Here is a 19,766-nt window from a genome sequence, read left to right on the forward strand (position 1 = left end):
CAGGCGCACAGCGCCGTTGACATGGAGGCCTTATGTCCTTCCCTTCACTCCACCTGCCATCCCCTGCCGCCGCCGGCGCCCTGCTGTTGCTGGCGCTGGCGACCGCCGCCTGCAGCACGCCGCAGGAACGCGCCGCCCAGAAACAGGCCGAGATGGCGAACACGATGGCGATCTACGGCCCGGCCTGTTCACGGCTGGGCTATGCCGTCGACTCCGACCAGTGGCGCAGCTGTATCCTGAGCCTCAGCGCGAAGGACGAGATGCAACGCTATGGGCCGGCTCCGGGCTACTATCCGGGCTACTGGCGCGGCGGCTACTGGGGCCGCTGGTGACCGGGTCCGCGCCGGCCAGCCGCCGTGCGCACTCGGCCTTGGTGACGGCGCTGCGGCGCGCCAGCAGGCGCTCCAGCACCCGCTGGGTATGCCGCACCAGCTCGGGGTAGCGCGCGTCCGGCGGATGCAGGCTGAAGCGCACCAGCGGGGAATCCGCCAGCATCGCGGCGGTGAAGTCGGCCACGCGCGGCGACAGCCAGCGGCCGGCGCGGTTGCGCGCCGCGTACACCATCGACGGCGACTTCAAGGGTTTGACCGCCCCCGATCCGCCGCCCAGGCAGTGGAAATGGCTGAAAGTGGTCGTGTAGGAAAACGGCGATTCGCGCAGCGCCTGCCAGGCGCCCTCGCCCAGCAGCCAGGCCGGCGGCACGAAGCCGGTCGGCGTCCAGCCGCGTTCGGAAAACCATGCCAGCCCGAGTTCGAGCCGGCGCCGCGCCTCGTCATGGCTCAGCGCCGCGAACTCGCCCTCGCGCTGCGTGTAGACGTTGCGCAGGAAGCGCGCGCGCAGTCCGCCGCCATTCCTTTCCGTATCGAGGTGGCTGTAGCCGTGCAGCGCCAGTTCGTCGCCGCGCGCCAGCGCCGCGTCGAGGCCCGCCTCCATCGCCGCCGAGCGTTCCGGGCGGAAGTGGTAATGCGGCACCACCAGCCAGGTCAGCGGAATGTCCGCCACCGCGCGGATCGCCTGCACGAGGCGCAGGCAGTCGGGCCAGGTGGCGGGCGCGACGTCGTGGATCGACACGCACAGCATGCCCGGCGCCGCCTCGCCCTGACGTTCAATCGGTGACACAGATACGCTCCGGTTCGCGCTGGACGGGCTGGTAGCCGCCCAGCAGCAGATCGTAACGGCCCAGCACCTGGGGCAGGATCTCGTTCCAGTCGTAGCGCTCGGCCGCCTTGCGGCGCGCGGCCTGGCCCATGCGCGCCATGTCGCGGAAATAGATCGCTTCGATCGCCCCGGCCAGGCTGTCGACATTGTCCGGCTCGGCCAGGATCCCGGTCTCGCGGTCGACCAGCTCGGCCACGCCGCCGCGGTTGGTGCCGACGACCGGCAGGCCGCAGGCCATGGCCTCGAGCACGATCAGGCCGAAGGTTTCGCAATCGCCCGGATGGACCAGCACGTCGCAGCTGGCCAGCAGGCGCGCCAGCTGGCGCTGGTCGCGCTCGAAGGGGACGATGGTGACGTTGGGCGCCTGCGGCAGCGGGTCGCCGGCGCCGACCAGGATCAGGTGGTAGCGCCGGCCCAGCTTGCGCGCCGCCTCGATCAGCACGTGCAGCTTCTTTTCCGGCGTAAAGCGCCCGGCATAGACCAGCAGGCGGGTATCGGGATCGAGCCCGAGGTGTTCGCGCAGGGTCTCGCCCAGCCGTTCGTCTTCCGCCGCGGGCTGGAACACCCGCGAGTCGATCCCCAGCGGCTGCTGCACGGCGCCATGCACGCCGATGTCGTGCAACAGCTCGACCATCACGCGGCTGGGCGCCAGCACCAGGTCGAACTGGCGGTACAGGTTGGCAAGGTAATGGCAGGTGCCGCGCGCGATCCAGCGCCCGAGGCGCGGACGCACCAGGCGCGGCAAGTCGGAATGGTAGAAGGCGACGGCGGGGATGTCGTAGCGCTTGCGCATCCGCAGCGCAGCCCAGGCGCAGTGGCCGGCGTCGCCCGCCTCGACCAGGTCCGGGCCGACCGATTCCAGCAGCCGCGCGGGGGCGGAAACCGACAGCGGCATCCGGAAGCCGTGGAAGCCCGGCAGGTTGGCGGCGGGAATCCGCACCAGGGCCGGCACCGCCTCGCCGCAGGTTTCGACATTGGGGCTCAGGATGGTGTGCTGGATACGGCTGCGGCCTGCCAGCCAGTGCGCCTTGGCATTCAGGTAAGTGCTGACGCCGCCACCTTCGGCCGCGTAAAACATCGTGATGTCGACAAGGTGCATGGTCGATTCCGGTCAAAGTGTGGCCCACGATAGCAGCGGACCCAGTACGCTGTTTGCGTACCGTCAACCGTAACCCGCTACCTCAAAGGTTCCGCGACCTCATGCATTGGCCGGGAAACCCTTGTGGGGAGGCCCATTATGCACTTCGCCTGTCGAGCATGGCGCGCGCAATCGTGCCCGCGTCCACATACTCGAGTTCGCCTCCGACGGGAACGCCGCGCGCCAGGCGGCTGACCTTCAGCCCGCGCGCCTTCAGCATCTCGCTGATGTAATGGGCGGTGGCTTCGCCCTCGTTGGTGAAATTGGTGGCCAGCACGACCTCGCTCACGATGCCGTCGGCCGCACGGTTGACCAGCTTGTCGAGGTGCAGGTCGCGCGGGCCGATACCGTCCAGCGGCGACAGCCTGCCCATCAGCACGAAATATAGGCCCTTGTAGGTCAGGGTCTGCTCGATCATCAGCTGGTCGGCCGGGGTCTCGACCACGCACAGCAGCGCATGGTCGCGCTCCGGGTCCGCGCACAGCTCGCAGACCTCGAGCTCCGAAAAGGTATTGCACATCGCGCAGTGATGCACCGCCTCGACCGCCTGGTAGAGGGCGCGCGACAGCATGGCCGCGCCTTCGCGGTCGTGCTGCAGCAGGTGGAAGGCCATGCGCTGCGCCGACTTCGGCCCGACGCCCGGCAGGCGGCGCAAGGCCTCGGTCAGGAAGTCGAGCGATTTGGACATGATGGTTCCGTGTGGTCGGCGTTCATTCGGCGCGCCAGGCGGCGAGCGCTTCGGCCGTCATGGTGGGCACGAATTCGGTGATGTCGTAGCGCGCCACGCCGGCCTGGTGGAAGGGATCGTCGCGCAGCACGGCATCGAGTTCGGCGCGGCTGGCGGCATGGGCGATGATGATGCCGCCGTCGCGCGGCTCCTTGCGCCCCGACATCAGGAACAGGCCGCGCGCATACTGTTCTTCCAGGAAGGCGCGGTGCGCCGGGAGGAAAGCGTCGATGCGCGCCAGCGGCGCCGTATAAGTCAGGGCGACAACGAACATCAGAACGGCATCTTGAAGCCCGGCGGGATCGGCAGGCCGGCGGTCAGGCCGCTCATCTTTTCCTGGCTGGTGGCTTCGGCCTTGCGGATCGCATCGTTGAAGGCGGCCGCGACCAGGTCTTCCAGCATGTCCTTGTCGTCGCCCAGCAGCGACGGGTCGATCGAGACGCGCTTGACGTCGTTCTTGCAGGTCATGACCACCTTGACCAGGCCGGCGCCCGACTGGCCTTCGACTTCGATCTGAGCCAGCTGCTCCTGCGCCTTCTTCATGTTGTCCTGCATGGCCTGGACCTGCTTCATCATGCCTGCGAGCTGGTTTTTCATCATGGTGGGGTTCTCCAATAAAGTCGGGTGAAACGAAAAAGTGTCAGGTGCCGATCGGGCGCACCGAGCCCGGCACCACGAAGGCGTCGAAAGTCTGCTCCAGCGCCTGGATGAAGGGATCGGCGGCCACGGTTTCCTCGGCTTCGCGCTGCAGCTGTTCGCGGCGCGCCCGGGCCTCGGCGCTGGCGGTGTACCAGACCGGCCCGATCTCGGTGTCGATGTTGACGCGCACCGCCGGGAAGCGTTCCTGCAGGGCCGCGCACAGCTTTTCGCTGTTGCCGCTGGCGCGCAGGGTATCGACCGGCACGCGCAGGCGGAAGGTGGCGGACGAGCCGTCCGAGGTACAGCCGACCAGTTCGGTCTGGAAGGCCAGCTGCTGGGCCACGCCGCGCAGCGGCAGCGAAGCCGCCAGCGCCGGCCAGTTGCCGTCCCAGCCGATCGCCGGTACCGGCGTGATCACATACGGATGCGCCGGCTTGCTCGGTGCCGGGGCGCGCGCGGCCGGCGGCGCGCTCGCCAATGCCGGCGCCTCGGCGGCGACGGCGGTGTCGTGGGAAAACTCGGTGACCCAGGCCGGCGGCTCGTCGTCGGCCACCGCCTGGTCATACCCCTGGCCTTGCTCGGCGGCGCGGGCCATCGGCTGCTGCTGGGCCACGGCCTGCGGCTGCGGACGCGCGGCCGGCTGGTCCCATGGCGCCGGAGCGGACGGACGCGCGGCCGGCGCGGGTGCGGCGCTGGCCATCGGCGCCGGGCCGGGCGCAGGCGCTGCCGGGGCCGGAGCGGGTGCCGGTGCGGCCGGCTGGGCCGCAGCCGCGGCCGCGGCCGGCGCTTCGGACGGTCCCGGCGGACGGCGGCCACCGCCGCCCGTGGTCATGCGCGCGGCGGCGCGGGCCGCTTCCAGCGCGGCATTGATGGCGGCGCGGGCCGGGCTCAGGGCCGCGGCGGCGCCGGATGCCTGGGGCGCCGGTGCGGCCGGCGCCTGGGGGGCGGACGGCGCAGTGGCGGCCGGCGCGGCGCCCGGCTGCGGCGCCGGCGCGCGGGCCGGCGCGGCGGCGGCAGAAGCAGCGGCGGCCGGACGCGCGGCCGGAGCCTGCGGCAGCGGACGCGCCAGCGCGGCCGGGGCCGGGCTGGCCGCCTGCTCGGCTCCGCCCTGTCCCGGACGGAAGGCCAGCATGCGCAGCAGGGTCATCGTGAAGCCGGCGTACTCGTCCGGCGCCAGGCCGATCTCGTTACGGCCATGCACCGCGATCTGGTAATACAGCTGCACCTCCTGCGGATCGAACACGGTCGCCAGGCGCTGGATGTCGGCCAGCTCGGGCAGGTCTTCCGGCACCGCGGTCGGCACGGTCTGGGCCAGCGCGATCCGGTGCAGCAGGGTGCCGAGGTCCTGCAGCGCGCCGTTGTACGACAGGCTGCGGCTGGCCATCTCGTCGGCCACCGCCATCAGGTCGGCGCCGTCCTGGCGCGCCAGCGCATCCAGCAGGCGCACCAGGTAGGACTGGTCGAGCGCGCCCAGCATGCCCTGCACCGCATCGAGGGTGACCTGGCCGGCGGCATAGGCGATCGCCTGGTCGGTCAGCGACAGCGCGTCGCGCATCGAACCGTGGGCGCCTTGCGCCAGCAGCCGCAGGGCCGGCTGTTCGAAGCTCACGCCTTCCTGGCCGAGGATGTTTTCCAGGTGGCCGACGATATGGCCGGGCGGCATCTGCTTGAGGTTGAACTGCAGGCAGCGCGACAGCACCGTGACCGGGATCTTTTGCGGGTCGGTGGTCGCCAGGATGAATTTCACGTGCTCGGGCGGTTCCTCGAGCGTCTTCAGCATTGCGTTGAAGGCGTGGTTGGTGAGCATGTGCACCTCGTCGATCATGTAGACCTTGAAGCGTGCATTGCTCGGTGCGTACACCGCCTGTTCCAGCAGCTGCGCCATCTCGTCGACGCCGCGGTTCGAAGCCGCGTCCATCTCGACGTAGTCGACGAAGCGGCCGGCATCGATCGCGCGGCAGGGTTCGCAGACGCCGCACGGCTCGGCCGTGATGCCGCCCTGCCCATCCGGCCCGACGCAATTGAGCGACTTGGCCAGGATGCGCGACAGCGTCGTCTTGCCCACCCCGCGCGTGCCGGTGAACAGATAGGCGTGGTGCAGGCGCCCCGTACGCAAGGCATGGGTCAGGGCACGGACGACGTGCTCCTGGCCGACCAGCGTTTCGAAGTTCCTGGGACGGTATTTGCGGGCGAGGACTTGATAGGACATACCGCGATTTTACCGTAGACCGGGCCAGTCGCGGCAACATTCGCCGCGCGGCTGCGACGGCGCCCGCAGAAACAAAAACAGCTGCCGAGGCAGCTGTTTTCATGAGAATTAAGAGGCGAGCCTGATCTGCGGCACTTGCGGTGATCGGCTTTGGCTGCTTCGTTCCCGACCTGACCAGGTAAACCAAGCCGCAATGCGCAGGGGCCCGCCAGCAGTCATTATAACCGACCATGCGGTCCGCGGCAAACCGCGGGAGAGGATGATCCGCACCAACTATATTCAGCCCTCTATATATATAGTGGGTACCCGGCGCGGATGCCGCTTTCTCGTCCCTTACAGGCCGAGCTGCTGCCAGATGTCGTCCACGCGCGCCTTCACTTCCGGCGCCATGACGATCGTCGTGCCCCACTCGCGGTTGGTTTCGCCCGGCCACTTGTTGGTGGCGTCGATGCCCATCTTGCTGCCCAGGCCGCTGACCGGCGAGGCGAAGTCGAGGTAGTCGATCGGCGTGTTGTCGACCAGGACCGTGTCGCGGGTCGGATCGACGCGCGTCGTGATGGCCCAGATCACTTCCTTCCAGTCGCGCACGTCGACGTCCTCGTCCACCACGACGATGAACTTGGTGTACATGAACTGGCGCAGGAAGCTCCAGACCCCGAACATCACGCGCTTGGCATGGCCGGCGTACTGCTTCTTCATCTGCACCACCGCCATCCGGTAGCTGCAGCCTTCCGGCGGCAGGTAGAAATCGGTGATCTCCGGGAACTGCTTCTGCAGCAGCGGAATGAAGACCTCGTTCAGCGCCACGCCCAGCACGGCCGGCTCGTCGGGCGGCTTGCCGGTATAGGTCGAGTGGTAGATCGGGTCGCGCCGCATGGTGATGCGGTCGATCGTGAACACGGGGAACCAGTCCTGCTCGTTGTAATAGCCGGTGTGGTCGCCATACGGGCCTTCCAGCGCATGCTCGAAGCCGCTTGGATGGTTCTGGTCCGGATAGATATGCCCTTCCAGCACGATCTCGGCGGACGCCGGCACCCGCAGCTCGCTGCCGATGGCCTTGGTCAGCACCGTGCGCTGGCCGCGCAGCAGGCCGGCGAACTGGTACTCGGACAGGGTATCCGGCACCGGCGTCACCGCGCCGAGGATGGTGGCCGGGTCGGCGCCCAGCGCCACCGCGACCGGGTACGGCTGGCCCGGATGGGCGATACAGTGCTCGCGGAAATCGAGGGCGCCGCCGCGGTGCGCCAGCCAGCGCATGATGACCTTGTTCGGCCCCAGCACCTGCTGGCGATATATACCTAAGTTCTGCCGCTTCTTGTGCGGCCCCTTGGTGATCACCAGGCCCCAGGTGATCAGGGGCGCGATGTCGCCGGGCCAGCAGTGCTGGATCGGCAGGCGCGCCAGGTCGACGTCCTGGCCTTCCCAGACGATCTCCTGGCAGGGCGCCCCCTTCACTTCCTTCGGCGACATGTCCCAGACGGACTTGACGAGCGAGCCCAGGTTCATGATGTCCTTGAAGCCCTTGGGCGGTTCCGGCTCCTTCAGGCGCGCCAGCACATGGCCGATCTTCCTGAGCTCGCCGATGTCGTCGGCGCCCATGCCCAGCGCCACCCGGCGCGGCGTGCCAAACAGATTGCCGAGCACGGGAACTTCATACCCGGTCGGACGCTCGAACAGCAGAGCCGGTCCACCAGCCCGCAGGGTGCGGTCGCAGACTTCCGTCATCTCAAGATTCGGCGAAACCGGCACCGAAATAGCTTTTAATTCGCCAATATCTTGCAACTTGGCAATAAAATCTCGTAAATCTGAATAGTTCATCTAGTTTTTCATTCTTTTTTACATCTTTTGAGCTTGGCTAACAATCGGCGGCAAGTGGTTGATTTGCCAAAGAATTGATGAGCTATGAAAAGAAAGTTAGATTTAAAAGTAATAACGCGCTATCGTGCTAGTATTGACTTGATATAAACCAGCTTCTACAATCCGGCTACCAAGTGAGACAGGCCCGTCCAGGACGTGATTTTAGCCGGTCTCATTCTTTCACGGGGTCGGGGCCCCAACGACATTGTAGGAGTGTTTTCACTGGGCGTCTGCCCAACCAACCCCGAGACAGTTGTTAGCCACTGGGCGCCTCCATCGCAGCGCGACCCAGCTGTAGCAAGCAATGACGGCGTTCCTCGACCGCAGCAAGCGGCGACGGACGGTTTCTGATGCACGGCATTAGTACCCTAAAAAAGCAGCGCTTTTGCGCAGCATGGGGCCGCTTTTTCCGCGACAAAGGAGAGACGATGATTCATCGCTTCATCGGCACGAGCGCAAGGCTCGTCCAACACATGGCCAGCCAGCCAGTCACGTGGTCTTCCGTGACAAAAGCGGCACGTGGTGTATTGACCACCGCACAACATACGCTGACCGTATTCGGTCTTTCCGCAGTAGCAGTACTTGCTTTGCTGTACAACCGTCCCGATCTGGCAAAACGGGTATCGGACTTTTTGAGCCCGCAACAAACTGCCCAGGTTGTCGCTGCCCCGGTGCAGGCGCCCGCCGCCCGCCCCGAAGCCGTCGAGGTCGCCAGCCGCAACGACAAGCAAACGGCGCATTCCACGCGCCAGCAGAAGTACGTGACCGAGTGGCTGTCGCGCCGCTACCGTGTCGCCGGCGACGCCGCCAACATGTTCGTCGCCACCGCCTACAGCACCGCCCACGAGATCAAGCTCGACCCGCTGCTGATCCTGGCCGTGATGGCGATCGAATCGGGCCTGAATCCGTTCGCGGAAAGCCCGATGGGCGCCCAGGGCCTGATGCAAGTCATGTCCAAGGTCCACAGCGACAAGTTCGAGGAAGTCGGCGGCAAGGAGGCCGCCCTGAATCCGGTTGCCAACATCCGTGTCGGCGCCCAGATCCTGAAGGATTACGTGACCCGCACCGGTTCCGTCGAAGGCGGCCTGAAGACCTACGTCGGCGCCGGCGCCTTCGAGAACGATTCCGGCTACGGCAACAAGGTGCTGGCCGAGTACCGCCGCCTGAAGCAGGTCGCGAGCGGCAAGAACGTGCCGATCGTTACCCCGCCATCGGCCCCTGCCCCGGTCCCGACCGCGACACTGGTGCAGAAATCCGCGCCTGCGCCGTCGCCTGCGGACAGCCTCACCGCCGAAGCCGCGCATGGCGCGAGCCAGGCTGGCGAAACGGTCGCCGGCCTCTGAGTACCGATCCCTGGTCGAAGGCCACTGTTGGCGGGAGCCGCAGTGGCCTTCTTTTTTATTCCGCCGTCGTTCCCGCGCAGGCGGGAACCCAAGTACGTCGCGTACCTGCGGACCTAACTTGGGTCCCCGCCTGCGCGGGGACGACGTTCATATGCCAACACATAAAAAAACCGCCCCAGTCTCCCGGGGCGGTTTTCACTCATCTATATATATAGTAGCGGGCCGGTCAGCGCTTCGCGTCCGCCGCCGCTTCGTCCGGCCGCAGCTTGCCGGCCAGGCGGTCCAGCACGCCGTTGACGTACTTGTGGCCGTCGATGCCGCCGAAGGACTTGGTCAGCTCGACCGCTTCGTTGATCACGACGCGGTACGGGATCTCGATCTTGTTCTTCAGCTCCCAGGCGCCCAGCAGCAGCACCGCGTGCTCGATCGGCGACAGCTCGGCGATCGGACGGTCGACCGTCGGGGTGAGGGTCTCGCGCAGCTCGACCGATTGTGCGATCGCGCCGTTCAGCAGCTCGGTGAAGTATTCGCTGTCGGCCTTGTCGAAGCCGTGGGCGGCGCGGATGTGGTTGACGACCGTCGAGGCCGGCTCATTGTTCAGCAGCCACTGGTACAGGCCCTGCAGCGCGAACTCGCGCGCGCGGTGCCGCGGCGTGCGGTTCTTGTTCGGGTTGGCGTGCGTGCTATTGTCAGTCATGTTCTTACCTTGATGAGACTTATTCTTCCTCGGCCTGCAGCTCTTCCAGGCCGAGCAGGAGGTTGGCCATTTCGACGGCGACGCGGGCGGCGTCCGTGCCCTTCTCGGCCATGCGCGCTTCGGCCTGCTCGTCGTTCTCGGTGGTCAGCACGGCGTTGGCGATCGGCATGCCATAGTCCAGGCCGATGCGGGTGATGCCGGCGCCCGACTCGTTCGAGACCAGCTCGAAGTGGTAGGTCTCGCCGCGGATCACGGCGCCCAGGGCGACCAGGGCGTCGAACTGCTGGGTCTCGGCCATCTTCTGCAGGGCCAGCGGGATTTCCAGGGCGCCCGGCACGGTCACGTGCAGGATGTCCTCGTCGGCCACGCCCAGGTGCTTCAGTTCCGCCAGGCAGGCCGACAGCAGGCCATGGCCGACGTCGGCATTGAATCGTGCCTGCACGATTCCGATGCGCAGGCCTTCACCCTGCATATTGCTTTCAAAAGTTCCTACCGTCATGGCTGCCTCTTTTTCTGTTTACTGTAAATGAATAGTTGAATGGTAGCGCGTCGGGCGCGCCGATCGCGCCTGATACGCTTGCGTGCTTACGCTTCCGGCTTTGGCAGATATCCGGTGACTTCGAGGTCGAAACCGACCATCGACGGCATCTTGCGCGGGTTCGCCAGCAGCTTCATCCTGCACACGCCAACCTGCTTCAGGATCTGGGCGCCGATGCCGTAGGTGCGCAGGTCGAGGTTGGCGGCGCGGCCGGCCGGGCGTGGCGCCGACTTGTCGGCGAACTGGGCGAACAGCTCGTCCGCCGTTTCGCCGCAGTTCAGCAGCACGATCACGCCGGAGTCCGCGGCCTGGATCGCCTGCATCGCCGACGACAGGTTCCACGAGTGCGAGGTGGCGCGGTTGTCCAGCAGGTCGACGACCGACACCGGCTGGTGCACGCGCACCAGGGTTTCCTTGCCGGCCGGATCGCCGTGCACCAGGGCCAGGTGGGCCGAGCCGCTCGGCTTGTCGCGGAAGGCGACCAGGCGGAATTCGCCGTGCACCGTCGACAGCTGGCGCTCCGCCACGCGCTCGACCAGCGATTCGGTCTGGCTGCGGTAGTGGATCAGGTCGGCGATGGTGCCGATCTTCAGGCCGTGCTCCTCGGCGAACTCGAGCAGGTCCGGCAGGCGCGCCATGGTGCCGTCTTCCTTGATGATCTCGCAGATCACCGAGGCCGGGGTCAGGCCCGCCATCTCGGTCAGGTCGCAGCCCGCCTCGGTATGGCCGGCGCGCATCAGCACCCCGCCCTTGACCGCGCGCAGCGGGAAGATATGGCCCGGCTGCACCAGGTCTTCCGGCTTCGCGTTCTTCGCCACCGCCACCTGGATGGTGCGGGCGCGGTCGGCCGCCGAGATGCCGGTGGTGACGCCTTCGGCCGCCTCGATCGAGACCGTGAAGTTGGTGCCGAACGAGGTGCCGTTACGGGTCGTCATCATCGGCAGTTCGAGGCGGTCGCAGATCTCTTCCGACAGGGTCAGGCAAACCAGGCCGCGCGCGTGCCGGATCATGAAGTTGATCGCTTCGGGCGTGACGTGTTCGGCGGCGAGCACCAGGTCGCCCTCGTTCTCGCGGTCTTCCTCGTCGACCAGAATGACCATGCGCCCTGCGCGCAGTTCGTCGACGATTTCCTGGGTGGTAGAGATAGGCATGCGAAGTCCTGTGCTGAAACCCGTTATTTTAATGGATTTGCCAGTCCTTCACTGGACCGGATTCCGGCAATCGCGAAGGGAGATGGCGGGCCTGGCCGGCGGACGCACGAAATTGTTGCACATTGACAACGACAGCTGCACGCCTACGGTGCAACGATGGTGTTCGACAACAACTGTGCGGCTCAGTGCGCAAGGTAAAATGATTTTTTATTGCTCAACCGGAGCACGTTCGCATGATCGTCCGCCTTGCCCGCACCACCCTCTTCGCCGCGATCCTGGTCGCCGCCTCGCTGGCCGACGCCGCGCCGCTCGACCTGAATGCCGCGCTGCCGGTCGCGCCCCAGCTCAAGGTCGGCAAGCTGCCGAACGGCCTCACCTACTACATCCAGAAGAACCGCAAGCCCGAGCACAAGCTGGAACTGCGCCTGGTGGTGAAGGCCGGCTCCATTCTCGAAGACGACGACCAGCAGGGCCTGGCCCACTTCACCGAGCACATGGCCTTCAACGGCTCGACCCATTTCAGGAAGCACGAACTGGTGTCCTACCTGCAGTCGATCGGGGTGAAGTTCGGCGCCGACCTGAACGCCTACACCTCCTTCGACGAAACCGTCTACGTGCTGCCGGTGCCCGCCGAGCGCAGGCAGGACCTCGACCAGGCCTTCCAGGTGCTGCAGGACTGGGCGCAAGGGCTGACCCTGAACGACGCCGACATCGACAAGGAACGCGACATCGTGCTCGAGGAACTGCGTCTGGGCAAAGGCGCGGGCAACCGCATGCAGAAGGTCCTGATGCCGAAGATCTACAACGGTTCGCGCTATGCCGACCGGCTCCCGATCGGCAAGGCGGACACGCTGCGCAACTTCAAGCCCGAGGCCCTGCGCCGCTTCTACCGCGACTGGTACCGTCCCGACCTGATGGCCGTGGTGGCGGTCGGCGACATCGATCCGGCGCAAGCCGAACAGCTGATCAGGCGCCACTTCGGCGGTCTGAAAAACCCGGCCGCGCCGCGCCCGCGCAGCTACGCGCAGATCCCGCCGCGCACCGGCACCGAGGCGCTGGTGGTCACCGACAAGGAAGCGGGACCGGCCTCGGTCCTGATCCGCTATCCGGTGATGCCCTTCAGCGAGCGCGCCACCGTCGGCGGCTACCGCGAGCAGCTGATCGAAGCCCTGTTCGCGGGGATGCTGAACCAGCGCCTGTCCGAACTGGCGCAACTGCCCTCGCCGCCTTTCATGGGCGCCAGCAGCGCGCTCGGCCGCCTGACGCCGCGCTACCGCTCGTACAACGCGGCGGCGGCGCTGGGCGAAGGCGGCGCGACCCCGGCCATCGACGCCCTGGTGCAGGAAAACGAACGTGCGCGCCGCTACGGCTTCGGCGCCGCCGAGCTGGAACGCATGAAGAAAAGCGTGATGCGCACCTACGAGCGCGCCTACAACGAGCGCGACAAGACCGATTCCGCCGCCCACGCCGCCGAATACATCCGCAACTTCCTGGAAGGCGAATCGATTCCCGGCATCGAGAACGAATACCGCTACGTGAGCGAACTCCTGCCCGGCATCACGCTGGACGAGATCAACGCCTACGCGCGCCGCACGATTCCCGCGGACTCCGGCAAGCTGGTGGTCTACACCGGCCCGGCCAAGCAGGACGCGCCGGTGCCGACCGGCGAGCAGCTGCTGGCCGCGGTCGCCGCCGCCGAACGCCGCGACGTCAAGGCCCACGACGAGAAGGCGGTGGCGGCGCGCCTGATGGACAAGCCGCCTCCCCCCGGCAGCATCGTCGGCGAGAACCGCGACGAACGCCTGGGCATCACGCGCCTGCTGCTGTCGAACGGCGTGAAGGTGATCCTGAAGCCGACCAGCTTCCGCAACGACCAGGTCCTGATGAGCGCCGCGCGCTTCGGCGGCCAGAGCCTGTTCGACACCCAGGACATGTACAACGCCCGCTACGCCGACACCATCGTCGCCGCGATGGGCCTGAAGGACTTCTCGCCGCTCGACATGCGCAAGATCCTGGCCGGCAAGGCGGCCGCCGTCAGCGCCGGCCTGGGCAACAACACCGACGTCGTCGCCGGCACCGCGGGCGCCACCGACATCGACACCATGCTGCAGATGGTGTGGCTGAAGTTCGCCGGCGTGCGCCGCGACGAGGACCTGTATAAGTCCTTCATCGGCAAGCAGATGGAGCTGGCGCGCAACCGCGCCAGCCAGCCGGGCGCGCGGTTCGGCGACGTGCTGGTGTCGACCCTGTACGGCGACAATCCGCGCGCCCCGCGCGCCCTGCGTCCCGAGGACTTCGCCAGCATCGACCTGGACCGCGCGATCGCCATCTACCGCCAGCGCTTCTCGAGCGCGAGGGACCTGACCTTCATCTTCGTGGGCAGCTTCGACGTCGCCGCCATCAAGCCGCTGCTGGCGACCTACCTCGCCAGCCTGCCGACGCCCGACATCCCGGTGGCCTACCGCGACCTCGGCCTGCGCCCCGTGAAAGGCGTGGTCAAGCGCGAAGTGAACAGCGGCCTCGACGACAAGAGCACGGTCTCGCTGACCTTCACCGGCGCCGCCGAGGTCAACGAACTGGAAGAGCTGCGCCTGTCGGCCCTGGCCGAGGTGATGAACATCCGCATCATCGACGTGCTGCGCGAGAAGCTGGGCCTGATCTACGGCGGCGGCATGGAAGCGTCGATGACGCGCATCCCCTACAGCCACTACACGGTGGGCGTGACCCTGCCGACCGGGCCGGACAACGTCGACAAGGTGGTCAGCGCGACGTTCGCCGAAATCGAACGCATGCGCACCCGGGGCCCGGACCAGGCCGACCTCGACAAGGTGAAGACCAACTGGCTCCAGACCTACCGCAAATCGCTGAAGGAAAACGGCTACTGGCTGGCCGCGCTGCAAACCTCGCTGACCGAGGGCACCGACCCGGCCACCATCCTCACCTTCGACAAGGAAGTGCAGAAGCTGAGCGTGGCCGACCTGAAGCTCGCGGCGCAGCGTTACCTGAAGCCGGACAACTACGTGCAGGTGGTGCTGAATCCGGAGAAGGCGCCGGCGCCGGTACAGGCGGTGGAGGCGGGACAGCAGGCGCCGCGCTGACACCCTGGCGTCACGCGTGGGCCCATGGTGCCCACGCTACGCCCTGAAGTGCCCGTACACGGCCAGGCACAGCTCGACGAAGATCAGCAGCAGGATCGCGACCTCCAGCCTGTGCGAGCTGTGGTAACGCATCGTTTCGACCAGGGTTTCGGCCGTATGCGACAGCGTCGTCAGCTTGCGGTCCAGGGTGATCGCGCGGTCTTCGAGTTCGTAGTCGCCTTCCAGCCTGGCGTAGAGACCCGACAGGCCGGGGTTGTCCCATAGCAGGTCGGGGCGATCGAGCACGCCCGCCCTGCCGTTCAGGCGGCTCTCGGCGAGCAGCATGCTGCCCACGGCCTTCAACAGCTCCGCGGGCTTTGCGGAAAACCGTCCGTCTTCCGCCAGGTCGCGCGCCAGCGGTTCGCTGCGGTCGAAGTCGCGCGCGGCCTGGCGCTCCTGGAACGAGAGCATGGTCGCCTTGGCCATCACCTCGGCGATCAGCTGCAAACGCAGCCGGTCCGCGTTCTTGATCTTGATGTACTGCCCCGACGGCCCTTCCTGCTCGGCCGGATCGACGTCGACCAGCGCGGCTTCCTCGCTGCCAAGCTCGCCGAAGCCGGACGAATGCGCGCCGATCGCCTGCAACAGGCGCGCCCTCTCGTCCGCCGACGCATTGAAGAGCACGATCGCGCCATAGCGGAAGATGGCGGCGATACCGCCCTCGCCCAGCCTGACCAGCGAAGGCGACTTGGCGATGACCTCGAACCCGGAAATCGCTTTCACGTCGATGCGCTCGGCGACCATGATCGCGCGCGCGCTGAACTGGGACTGGCTGATGACCGGACGCTGGTGCGGCAGCTTCTCCGTTTTCAGATGCAGGCCTGGCCGGCTGCGCGGCCGCGGTTCCCAGTGAATCTGCTTCCTGTGTGTCTGGCTATCCATGGTCGTTCAGCGGCCGGGTCCGGGCGGTAGTCGAAGAAGGCGCCATCATACGCCCTCTTCGCGCCATCAAATTTTCGTTTCCAACCGCAGCCCCAGCGTCGTATAAGTCCGCCTCCAGGTCTCCAGCGCCTGCACCATGCCGTCGGTCTCGACCACGCGCGCGCTTTCGTAGCGGCGCGGCAGCAGGTTGTTGCCGGAGATGCGCAGCTGGGTGTTGGCGCTGAACTTCCACAGTCCGTACAGGTCGAGCTGGCGTTTCATGCCGGTGGCAAGACGTTCGTTCACACTGGTCTGGACCAGGGTCACCGGTGTCCAGTTGAGGTTGCCGCCGACCGTCAGCGGCGCCGCCTTCACCCGGTAATCGAGGCCGACGTTGGCGGTCTGCCTGGCCTGCTGTTCGAGCCGGTTGTCCGGTCCCGGGATATCGTCCACGCTCGACCAGTAACGGCTGTAGTTGGCGCGCAGGTCCAGGTCCGGCGCCCCGGCGTGCAGTTCGGCCAGCTGGAACTTGGCCTCCAGCTCGACACCGCGGGTAAGCGCATGGCCGATGTTCGTCGGCGTGGACACCCAGCGCGGACCGATGCTGGTCGCTTGCAGCGCGGTCTGGCGGCGCATCAGGTTGTCGATCTCGCGCACGAAGGCGCTGGCCGACAGCAGGCCGCTCTTGCCCAGGTAGTGTTCGTAGGCGGCGTCGATGCCCGTGGCCAGCTCCGGCTTCAGGTGCGGATTGCCGGTGCGGTCCGGACGCGTCGGGTGGTTGTCGCTGACGAAGGACGGCGCGGCGACCAGGTCGTCCAGGGCCGGGGCCTTGTAGCTGCGGGTCAGGCTGGCCCGCAGCTGGTCGCGCTTCGAGCCCGGAATCCGGTACACGGTGTGCAGCACCGGGCTCCATACGCTGCTGGTGTTCTTCACCGCGTAGCCCGGGCTGTCGCTGGTGCTGCGGATGCCTTCCCAGCGCAGGCCCAGGTAGCCGGACCACTGGCTGGTGATATCCCACTCGTCCTGCGCGAACAGGGCCAGGCGGCGGGTGTCCGCGCTCAGGTTCGCGCCCGAGGCGTCGTACAGGGGATCGTTGTCGCCTTCGGCCACGTGGACCAGCGCCAGGTGCCCGGCCTCGCCGTCCCAGCCGGCCGCGAAGTGATGGCCTTCGCCCAGCGGGCGGCTGTATTTGCCGCTGTTGGAGACGCTGCGCTGGCGTTCCGTATCGATGTCGGTCAGGACGCGTTGCAGCTCGCCCCCGGCGCCGTAGTTGTTGCGCAGGCTGTCGCTGTCGCTGCGGTTGATGCCGGCGCTGAACTTGATCTCCAGCTTCGCGCCGTCCTCCATCTTGTGGGTCCAGTCGCCGAGGCCGCGCGCCATCGTCCCGTTGGTATGCGACACCGCGTGCTGCAGCGCCAGGGGCGGCGGAGTCAGGCCGATCACCTGGTCGACCGGGGCGTCGTTCACGCTGGTGTTGCGGCTGGCGGAGACGAAGGGCTGGAAGTTCAGCGTGTCGCCATCGTCGAATTTCCAGGTCAGGCGCGGCGCCAGGTTCAGCGCCCGCGTCCTGGCGTCGCCGACACTGTGGATCAGCTGCAGGCGCTGCACGGTGCCGTCGGCGAGCAGGTCGGCGTCGGTGGCGGTCAGGTCGGTGTGCGGCCTGGTTTCCGACGCGGTGGCGTTCAGCAGCCAGCCCAGGTTGCCGCTCTTGCCCGGCACGGTCACGGACACGTTCGCGCCATGGCGGCCGCGCACGATGTTGTCGGCGATGCGCAGCTGCGTGTCCTTCTGCCGGTATCCCTGGCGCAGGATCACGTTGACGGTGCCGGCGATCGCCTGCGTGCTGTGCTCGGCGACCGGGCCGCGCATGATCTCGATGCGCTCCACCTGCTCGGGCGGGATGGACTCGACCGAAAAACCCTGCGGCGGGCGCTCGCCATTTACCAGCACCTGGGTGTAGCCATTGCCGAGGCCGCGCATCTGGACGCTGCCGGCGCTGCCCGGCGCGCCGCTCATGGTCACGCCGGGCAGGCGCTTGAGGACTTCGCCCAGGCTGGTGTCGCCGTTGCGGTCGAGTTCCTCGCGCCCGACCACCAGCGTGGATGCGGTGGACAGGCGGCGCGTTTCGGTATCGTCGGCGCGGGTGCCGCTGACATTCACCTGTTGCACCTTGCCGTCCGGCTTGGCGTCCGGCTTGGCGGCCGGCCTGGCCTCGACGGGAACGGATGACTGGTCCTGGGCAAATGCGCTGCCGCCCGCCCCGAGCATGGCCTGGCAGGCGGCCGGTAAGAACTTTTTCATCTGTGCTTACTTCAAGTACTTGTTGAACCAGCCGATCTCACGGCTGCGCAAATCCTTCTGGTGTTCCGGCTTGCGGAACGCATGTCCCTCGCCTTCGTAGATCACCAGCGTGGTCGGCACGCCCATCGCCTTCAGGCCGTGCCAGAACTCCAGCGACTGCGCCGGCGGGCATTCCACGTCGCGCTCGCCGACGTAGATCAGGGTCGGCGTCCTGGCCGCCTTGATCGACTCGATCGGCGACGCCGCGCGGTAGACGGCCGGGTCGTCGTACATGGTGGCGCCGAAGAACGGGACCATCCACTGGTCGATGCCGTTCTGGCCGTAGTAGCTGATCCAGTTGGCGATGCCGGCGCCGGCCACCGCGGCCTTGAAGCGCTGGCTGTGCGTCACGCCCCACATCGTCATGTAGCCGCCGTAGGAGTGGCCCATCAGGCCCAGGCGATTGCCGTCGACCGGCGCCTGCTTGATGGCGGCGTCGACGCCGGCCAGGATGTCGCGCCAGTCGCCGCCGCCGAAGTCCTTCTTGTTGGCGTTGGTGAAGGCCAGGCCCTGGCCGTAGCTGCCGCGCGGGTTCGGCATGAACACGAAATAGCCCTGGTTGACCAGGTCGCGCACCAGCGAGTTGCCGCCCTCGCCCCCGGAGATGTAGCGCGGGGTCGCGGCGGCCGCCGGGCCGCCGTGCACCTGCACGATCATCGGGTATTTTTTTCCGGCGTCGACCTTGCGCGGCCCGACCAGCCAGCCCTGCACCTTGTAGCCGTCGTTGGTCCAGCTCACGCTCTGGGCCGAGACCACCGGCGCGAAGGAGTCGTTGTCGCGGGTGATCGCATGCATTTCCGGCAGGCGGCCGGCGACGATGCGCGGCGCGTGCTCGTAGTCCTCGTGTACCGAGGCCGCCACCTTGCCATCGAGGCTGAACACGAAGCGGCCCTCGCGCGAGGCCGATGCCGTGACCGGCCCCTTCCACAGCACGCGGCTGCTGCGCGCCGCCGGGTCGACCGCCACCACCCCGGCATCGGCGCCGGCCAGCACCGAGGCCATGATCTGCTGGCCGCGCCAGGCGATGCCGTTGAAGGTGCCGGCGAAGTCCGGGGTCACGTCGACCGGCTCGCCGCCGTCGATCGAGACCGTGTAGATGTCGCCGCCGACCGAGCCGAAATCGCTCATCAGGCCGCCGATGAAGGCGACCGTCTTGCCGTCCGGGGACACGTGCGGCATGTTCATCTGCATCTTCGGCGCCGCCAGCACGCGCAGCTTCCCGCTAGCGAGCTCGACGTGGCCGAGGGTGGCGATCCACCAGTTGTTGTCGCCGTTGCCCTTCGCGCTGGTGACGACGAAGCCCTTGCCGTCCGGGGTCCAGTCGTATTCGTAGACGAAGGTATCGGCCGGCGACACCAGTTTGAAGTCGCCGCCGGACAGGGACACCACCGCGATGCGCTGCTCGTCTTCCTGCTCGGCCACGCCGATCTCGCCGATCTGGCGCGCGCCCGCCTCCACCGCGCCGGTCATTTTTTTGGCGCCGACGGTGGCGAGGAAGGCCAGCTGGCGTCCATCCGGCGACCAGCGCACGGTGTTCGCCACGCCCTTGACGGTGGCGACCGGGCTCAAGCGTCCATCGCGCAGCACGTGGACGGTGGCGGTGCCGGCCTTGCCGTCGGTGCTGATGAGCGCCATCGCGCTGCCGTCCGGCGACCACACCGGCGCCTCGATGCGGCATTGCGCGCAATCGGACTGCACGAAGGTCGAGACCACCTTGCCGGTGGCGGTGTCGCGCACCACGATGCGCGGGCCGGTCTTCGGTTCGCCCTCGACGGATTCCAGCGCGGCGATCCGTTCGCCATTGCCGGAGATCGCCAGCGAGCGGTAGCTGCGCATGCTCTCCGCCGAGCTCAGCCCGGCGGCGCCCAGCAGCGCGACCAGGGCTGCGCTACGGAGAACTGTCTTCAGTTCAATCGATTCCTTGTGCTTCAACTTGGGTCCCCTTCTTAGCTTTTATTCTTTGGTAAATAC

16 protein-coding genes and 1 other RNA gene are annotated in these 19,766 nt (G+C 67.2%); 3 read left to right on the top strand and 14 right to left on the bottom strand.

Annotated features, from left to right (window positions below; translation table 11 throughout):
* The first annotated feature begins 32 nt into the window (after positions 1-32).
* On the top strand, positions 33-332 hold the full coding sequence (locus tag AC3A6M_RS11280) for a hypothetical protein (protein ID WP_487852812.1): 300 nt from the start codon (positions 33-35) through the stop codon (positions 330-332).
* On the opposite strand, the gene AC3A6M_RS11285 is transcribed toward AC3A6M_RS11280, so the two are convergent.
* The 8 genes from AC3A6M_RS11285 to ubiD all read right to left on the bottom strand — a co-directional run bounded on the left by AC3A6M_RS11285 (position 244) and on the right by ubiD (position 7,689).
* Positions 244-1,119 (bottom strand): DUF2334 domain-containing protein, encoded by an 876-nt coding sequence (locus AC3A6M_RS11285; protein ID WP_487852813.1) that lies wholly within the window; start codon positions 1,117-1,119, stop codon positions 244-246. The two genes, AC3A6M_RS11280 and AC3A6M_RS11285, sit on opposite strands and share 89 nt — an antisense overlap.
* On the bottom strand, positions 1,106-2,257 hold the full coding sequence (locus tag AC3A6M_RS11290; protein WP_487852814.1) for a glycosyltransferase: 1,152 nt from the start codon (positions 2,255-2,257) through the stop codon (positions 1,106-1,108). The genes AC3A6M_RS11285 and AC3A6M_RS11290 overlap by 14 nt, the downstream gene beginning before the upstream one ends.
* A 136-nt stretch (positions 2,258-2,393) precedes the next feature.
* Positions 2,394-2,984, bottom strand: a complete 591-nt coding sequence (recR, locus tag AC3A6M_RS11295) for a recombination mediator RecR (RefSeq protein ID WP_487852815.1) — start codon at positions 2,982-2,984, stop codon at positions 2,394-2,396.
* A gap of 22 nt (positions 2,985-3,006) precedes the next feature.
* Positions 3,007-3,297 (bottom strand): YciI family protein, encoded by a 291-nt coding sequence (locus tag AC3A6M_RS11300; RefSeq protein ID WP_487852816.1) that lies wholly within the window; start codon positions 3,295-3,297, stop codon positions 3,007-3,009.
* Positions 3,297-3,623: a YbaB/EbfC family nucleoid-associated protein gene (locus AC3A6M_RS11305; protein WP_487852817.1), complete on the bottom strand. Its 327-nt coding sequence runs from the start codon at positions 3,621-3,623 to the stop codon at positions 3,297-3,299. The genes AC3A6M_RS11300 and AC3A6M_RS11305 overlap by 1 nt, the downstream gene beginning before the upstream one ends.
* Positions 3,624-3,663: 40 nt before the next feature.
* On the bottom strand, positions 3,664-5,871 hold the full coding sequence (locus tag AC3A6M_RS11310) for a DNA polymerase III subunit gamma/tau (protein WP_487852818.1): 2,208 nt from the start codon (positions 5,869-5,871) through the stop codon (positions 3,664-3,666).
* 111 nt (positions 5,872-5,982) lie between these two features.
* Positions 5,983-6,081: signal recognition particle sRNA small type (gene ffs / locus AC3A6M_RS11315), an RNA gene on the bottom strand.
* A gap of 123 nt (positions 6,082-6,204) precedes the next feature.
* Positions 6,205-7,689, bottom strand: coding sequence for a 4-hydroxy-3-polyprenylbenzoate decarboxylase (gene ubiD, locus AC3A6M_RS11320; RefSeq protein ID WP_487852819.1), 1,485 nt, complete (start codon positions 7,687-7,689; stop codon positions 6,205-6,207).
* A 671-nt stretch (positions 7,690-8,360) separates the two neighbouring features.
* On the opposite strand from ubiD, the gene AC3A6M_RS11325 reads away from it, so the two are divergent.
* Positions 8,361-9,071, top strand: a complete 711-nt coding sequence (locus AC3A6M_RS11325; RefSeq protein WP_487852820.1) for a transglycosylase SLT domain-containing protein — start codon at positions 8,361-8,363, stop codon at positions 9,069-9,071.
* Positions 9,072-9,297: 226 nt separating this feature from the next.
* On the opposite strand, the gene nusB is transcribed toward AC3A6M_RS11325, so the two are convergent.
* From nusB to ribBA, 3 genes are all read right to left on the bottom strand, one after another.
* On the bottom strand, positions 9,298-9,768 hold the full coding sequence (nusB, locus tag AC3A6M_RS11330) for a transcription antitermination factor NusB (RefSeq protein ID WP_487852821.1): 471 nt from the start codon (positions 9,766-9,768) through the stop codon (positions 9,298-9,300).
* Positions 9,769-9,787: 19 nt separating this feature from the next.
* Positions 9,788-10,267 (bottom strand): 6,7-dimethyl-8-ribityllumazine synthase, encoded by a 480-nt coding sequence (ribH, locus tag AC3A6M_RS11335; RefSeq protein WP_435572861.1) that lies wholly within the window; start codon positions 10,265-10,267, stop codon positions 9,788-9,790.
* A gap of 86 nt (positions 10,268-10,353) precedes the next feature.
* Positions 10,354-11,457, bottom strand: coding sequence for a bifunctional 3,4-dihydroxy-2-butanone-4-phosphate synthase/GTP cyclohydrolase II (gene ribBA / locus AC3A6M_RS11340; RefSeq protein WP_487852822.1), 1,104 nt, complete (start codon positions 11,455-11,457; stop codon positions 10,354-10,356).
* A gap of 233 nt (positions 11,458-11,690) precedes the next feature.
* Here ribBA and AC3A6M_RS11345 point away from each other — a divergent pair, with 233 nt between their 5' ends.
* Positions 11,691-14,555 (top strand): M16 family metallopeptidase, encoded by a 2,865-nt coding sequence (locus tag AC3A6M_RS11345; RefSeq protein WP_487852823.1) that lies wholly within the window; start codon positions 11,691-11,693, stop codon positions 14,553-14,555.
* 36 nt (positions 14,556-14,591) lie between these two features.
* Here the strand turns inward: AC3A6M_RS11345 and AC3A6M_RS11350 are convergent, their stop codons facing one another.
* From AC3A6M_RS11350 to AC3A6M_RS11360, 3 genes are all read right to left on the bottom strand, one after another.
* Positions 14,592-15,476: an RMD1 family protein gene (locus AC3A6M_RS11350; protein WP_487852824.1), complete on the bottom strand. Its 885-nt coding sequence runs from the start codon at positions 15,474-15,476 to the stop codon at positions 14,592-14,594.
* 66 nt (positions 15,477-15,542) lie between these two features.
* Complete coding sequence (locus tag AC3A6M_RS11355) at positions 15,543-17,756, bottom strand: TonB-dependent receptor plug domain-containing protein (RefSeq protein ID WP_487852825.1); 2,214 nt, start codon at positions 17,754-17,756, stop codon at positions 15,543-15,545.
* A 6-nt stretch (positions 17,757-17,762) separates the two neighbouring features.
* Positions 17,763-19,727 carry a S9 family peptidase gene (locus AC3A6M_RS11360; protein ID WP_487852826.1) on the bottom strand — a complete coding sequence of 655 codons (1,965 nt, stop codon included), beginning with the start codon at positions 19,725-19,727 and terminating at the stop codon, positions 17,763-17,765.
* Between the last annotated feature and the right edge of the window lie 39 nt (positions 19,728-19,766).

The sequence above is a fragment of the Telluria sp. Soil_C_11 genome, assembly GCF_057657395.1.

Excerpts from the sequence above, each read along its gene's own strand:
- AC3A6M_RS11280 (WP_487852812.1), top strand. The coding sequence starts at position 33 with ATGTCCTTCCCTTCACTCCACCTGCCATCCCCTGCCGCCGCCGGCGCC.
- AC3A6M_RS11290 (WP_487852814.1), bottom strand. The coding sequence starts at position 2,257 with ATGCACCTTGTCGACATCACGATGTTTTACGCGGCCGAAGGTGGCGGC.
- recR (WP_487852815.1), bottom strand. The coding sequence starts at position 2,984 with ATGTCCAAATCGCTCGACTTCCTGACCGAGGCCTTGCGCCGCCTGCCG.
- AC3A6M_RS11300 (WP_487852816.1), bottom strand. The coding sequence starts at position 3,297 with ATGTTCGTTGTCGCCCTGACTTATACGGCGCCGCTGGCGCGCATCGAC.
- AC3A6M_RS11305 (WP_487852817.1), bottom strand. The coding sequence starts at position 3,623 with ATGATGAAAAACCAGCTCGCAGGCATGATGAAGCAGGTCCAGGCCATG.
- AC3A6M_RS11310 (WP_487852818.1), bottom strand. The coding sequence starts at position 5,871 with ATGTCCTATCAAGTCCTCGCCCGCAAATACCGTCCCAGGAACTTCGAA.
- ubiD (WP_487852819.1), bottom strand. The coding sequence starts at position 7,689 with ATGAACTATTCAGATTTACGAGATTTTATTGCCAAGTTGCAAGATATT.
- nusB (WP_487852821.1), bottom strand. The coding sequence starts at position 9,768 with ATGACTGACAATAGCACGCACGCCAACCCGAACAAGAACCGCACGCCG.
- ribH (WP_435572861.1), bottom strand. The coding sequence starts at position 10,267 with ATGACGGTAGGAACTTTTGAAAGCAATATGCAGGGTGAAGGCCTGCGC.
- ribBA (WP_487852822.1), bottom strand. The coding sequence starts at position 11,457 with ATGCCTATCTCTACCACCCAGGAAATCGTCGACGAACTGCGCGCAGGG.
- AC3A6M_RS11345 (WP_487852823.1), top strand. The coding sequence starts at position 11,691 with ATGATCGTCCGCCTTGCCCGCACCACCCTCTTCGCCGCGATCCTGGTC.
- AC3A6M_RS11350 (WP_487852824.1), bottom strand. The coding sequence starts at position 15,476 with ATGGATAGCCAGACACACAGGAAGCAGATTCACTGGGAACCGCGGCCG.
- AC3A6M_RS11355 (WP_487852825.1), bottom strand. The coding sequence starts at position 17,756 with ATGAAAAAGTTCTTACCGGCCGCCTGCCAGGCCATGCTCGGGGCGGGC.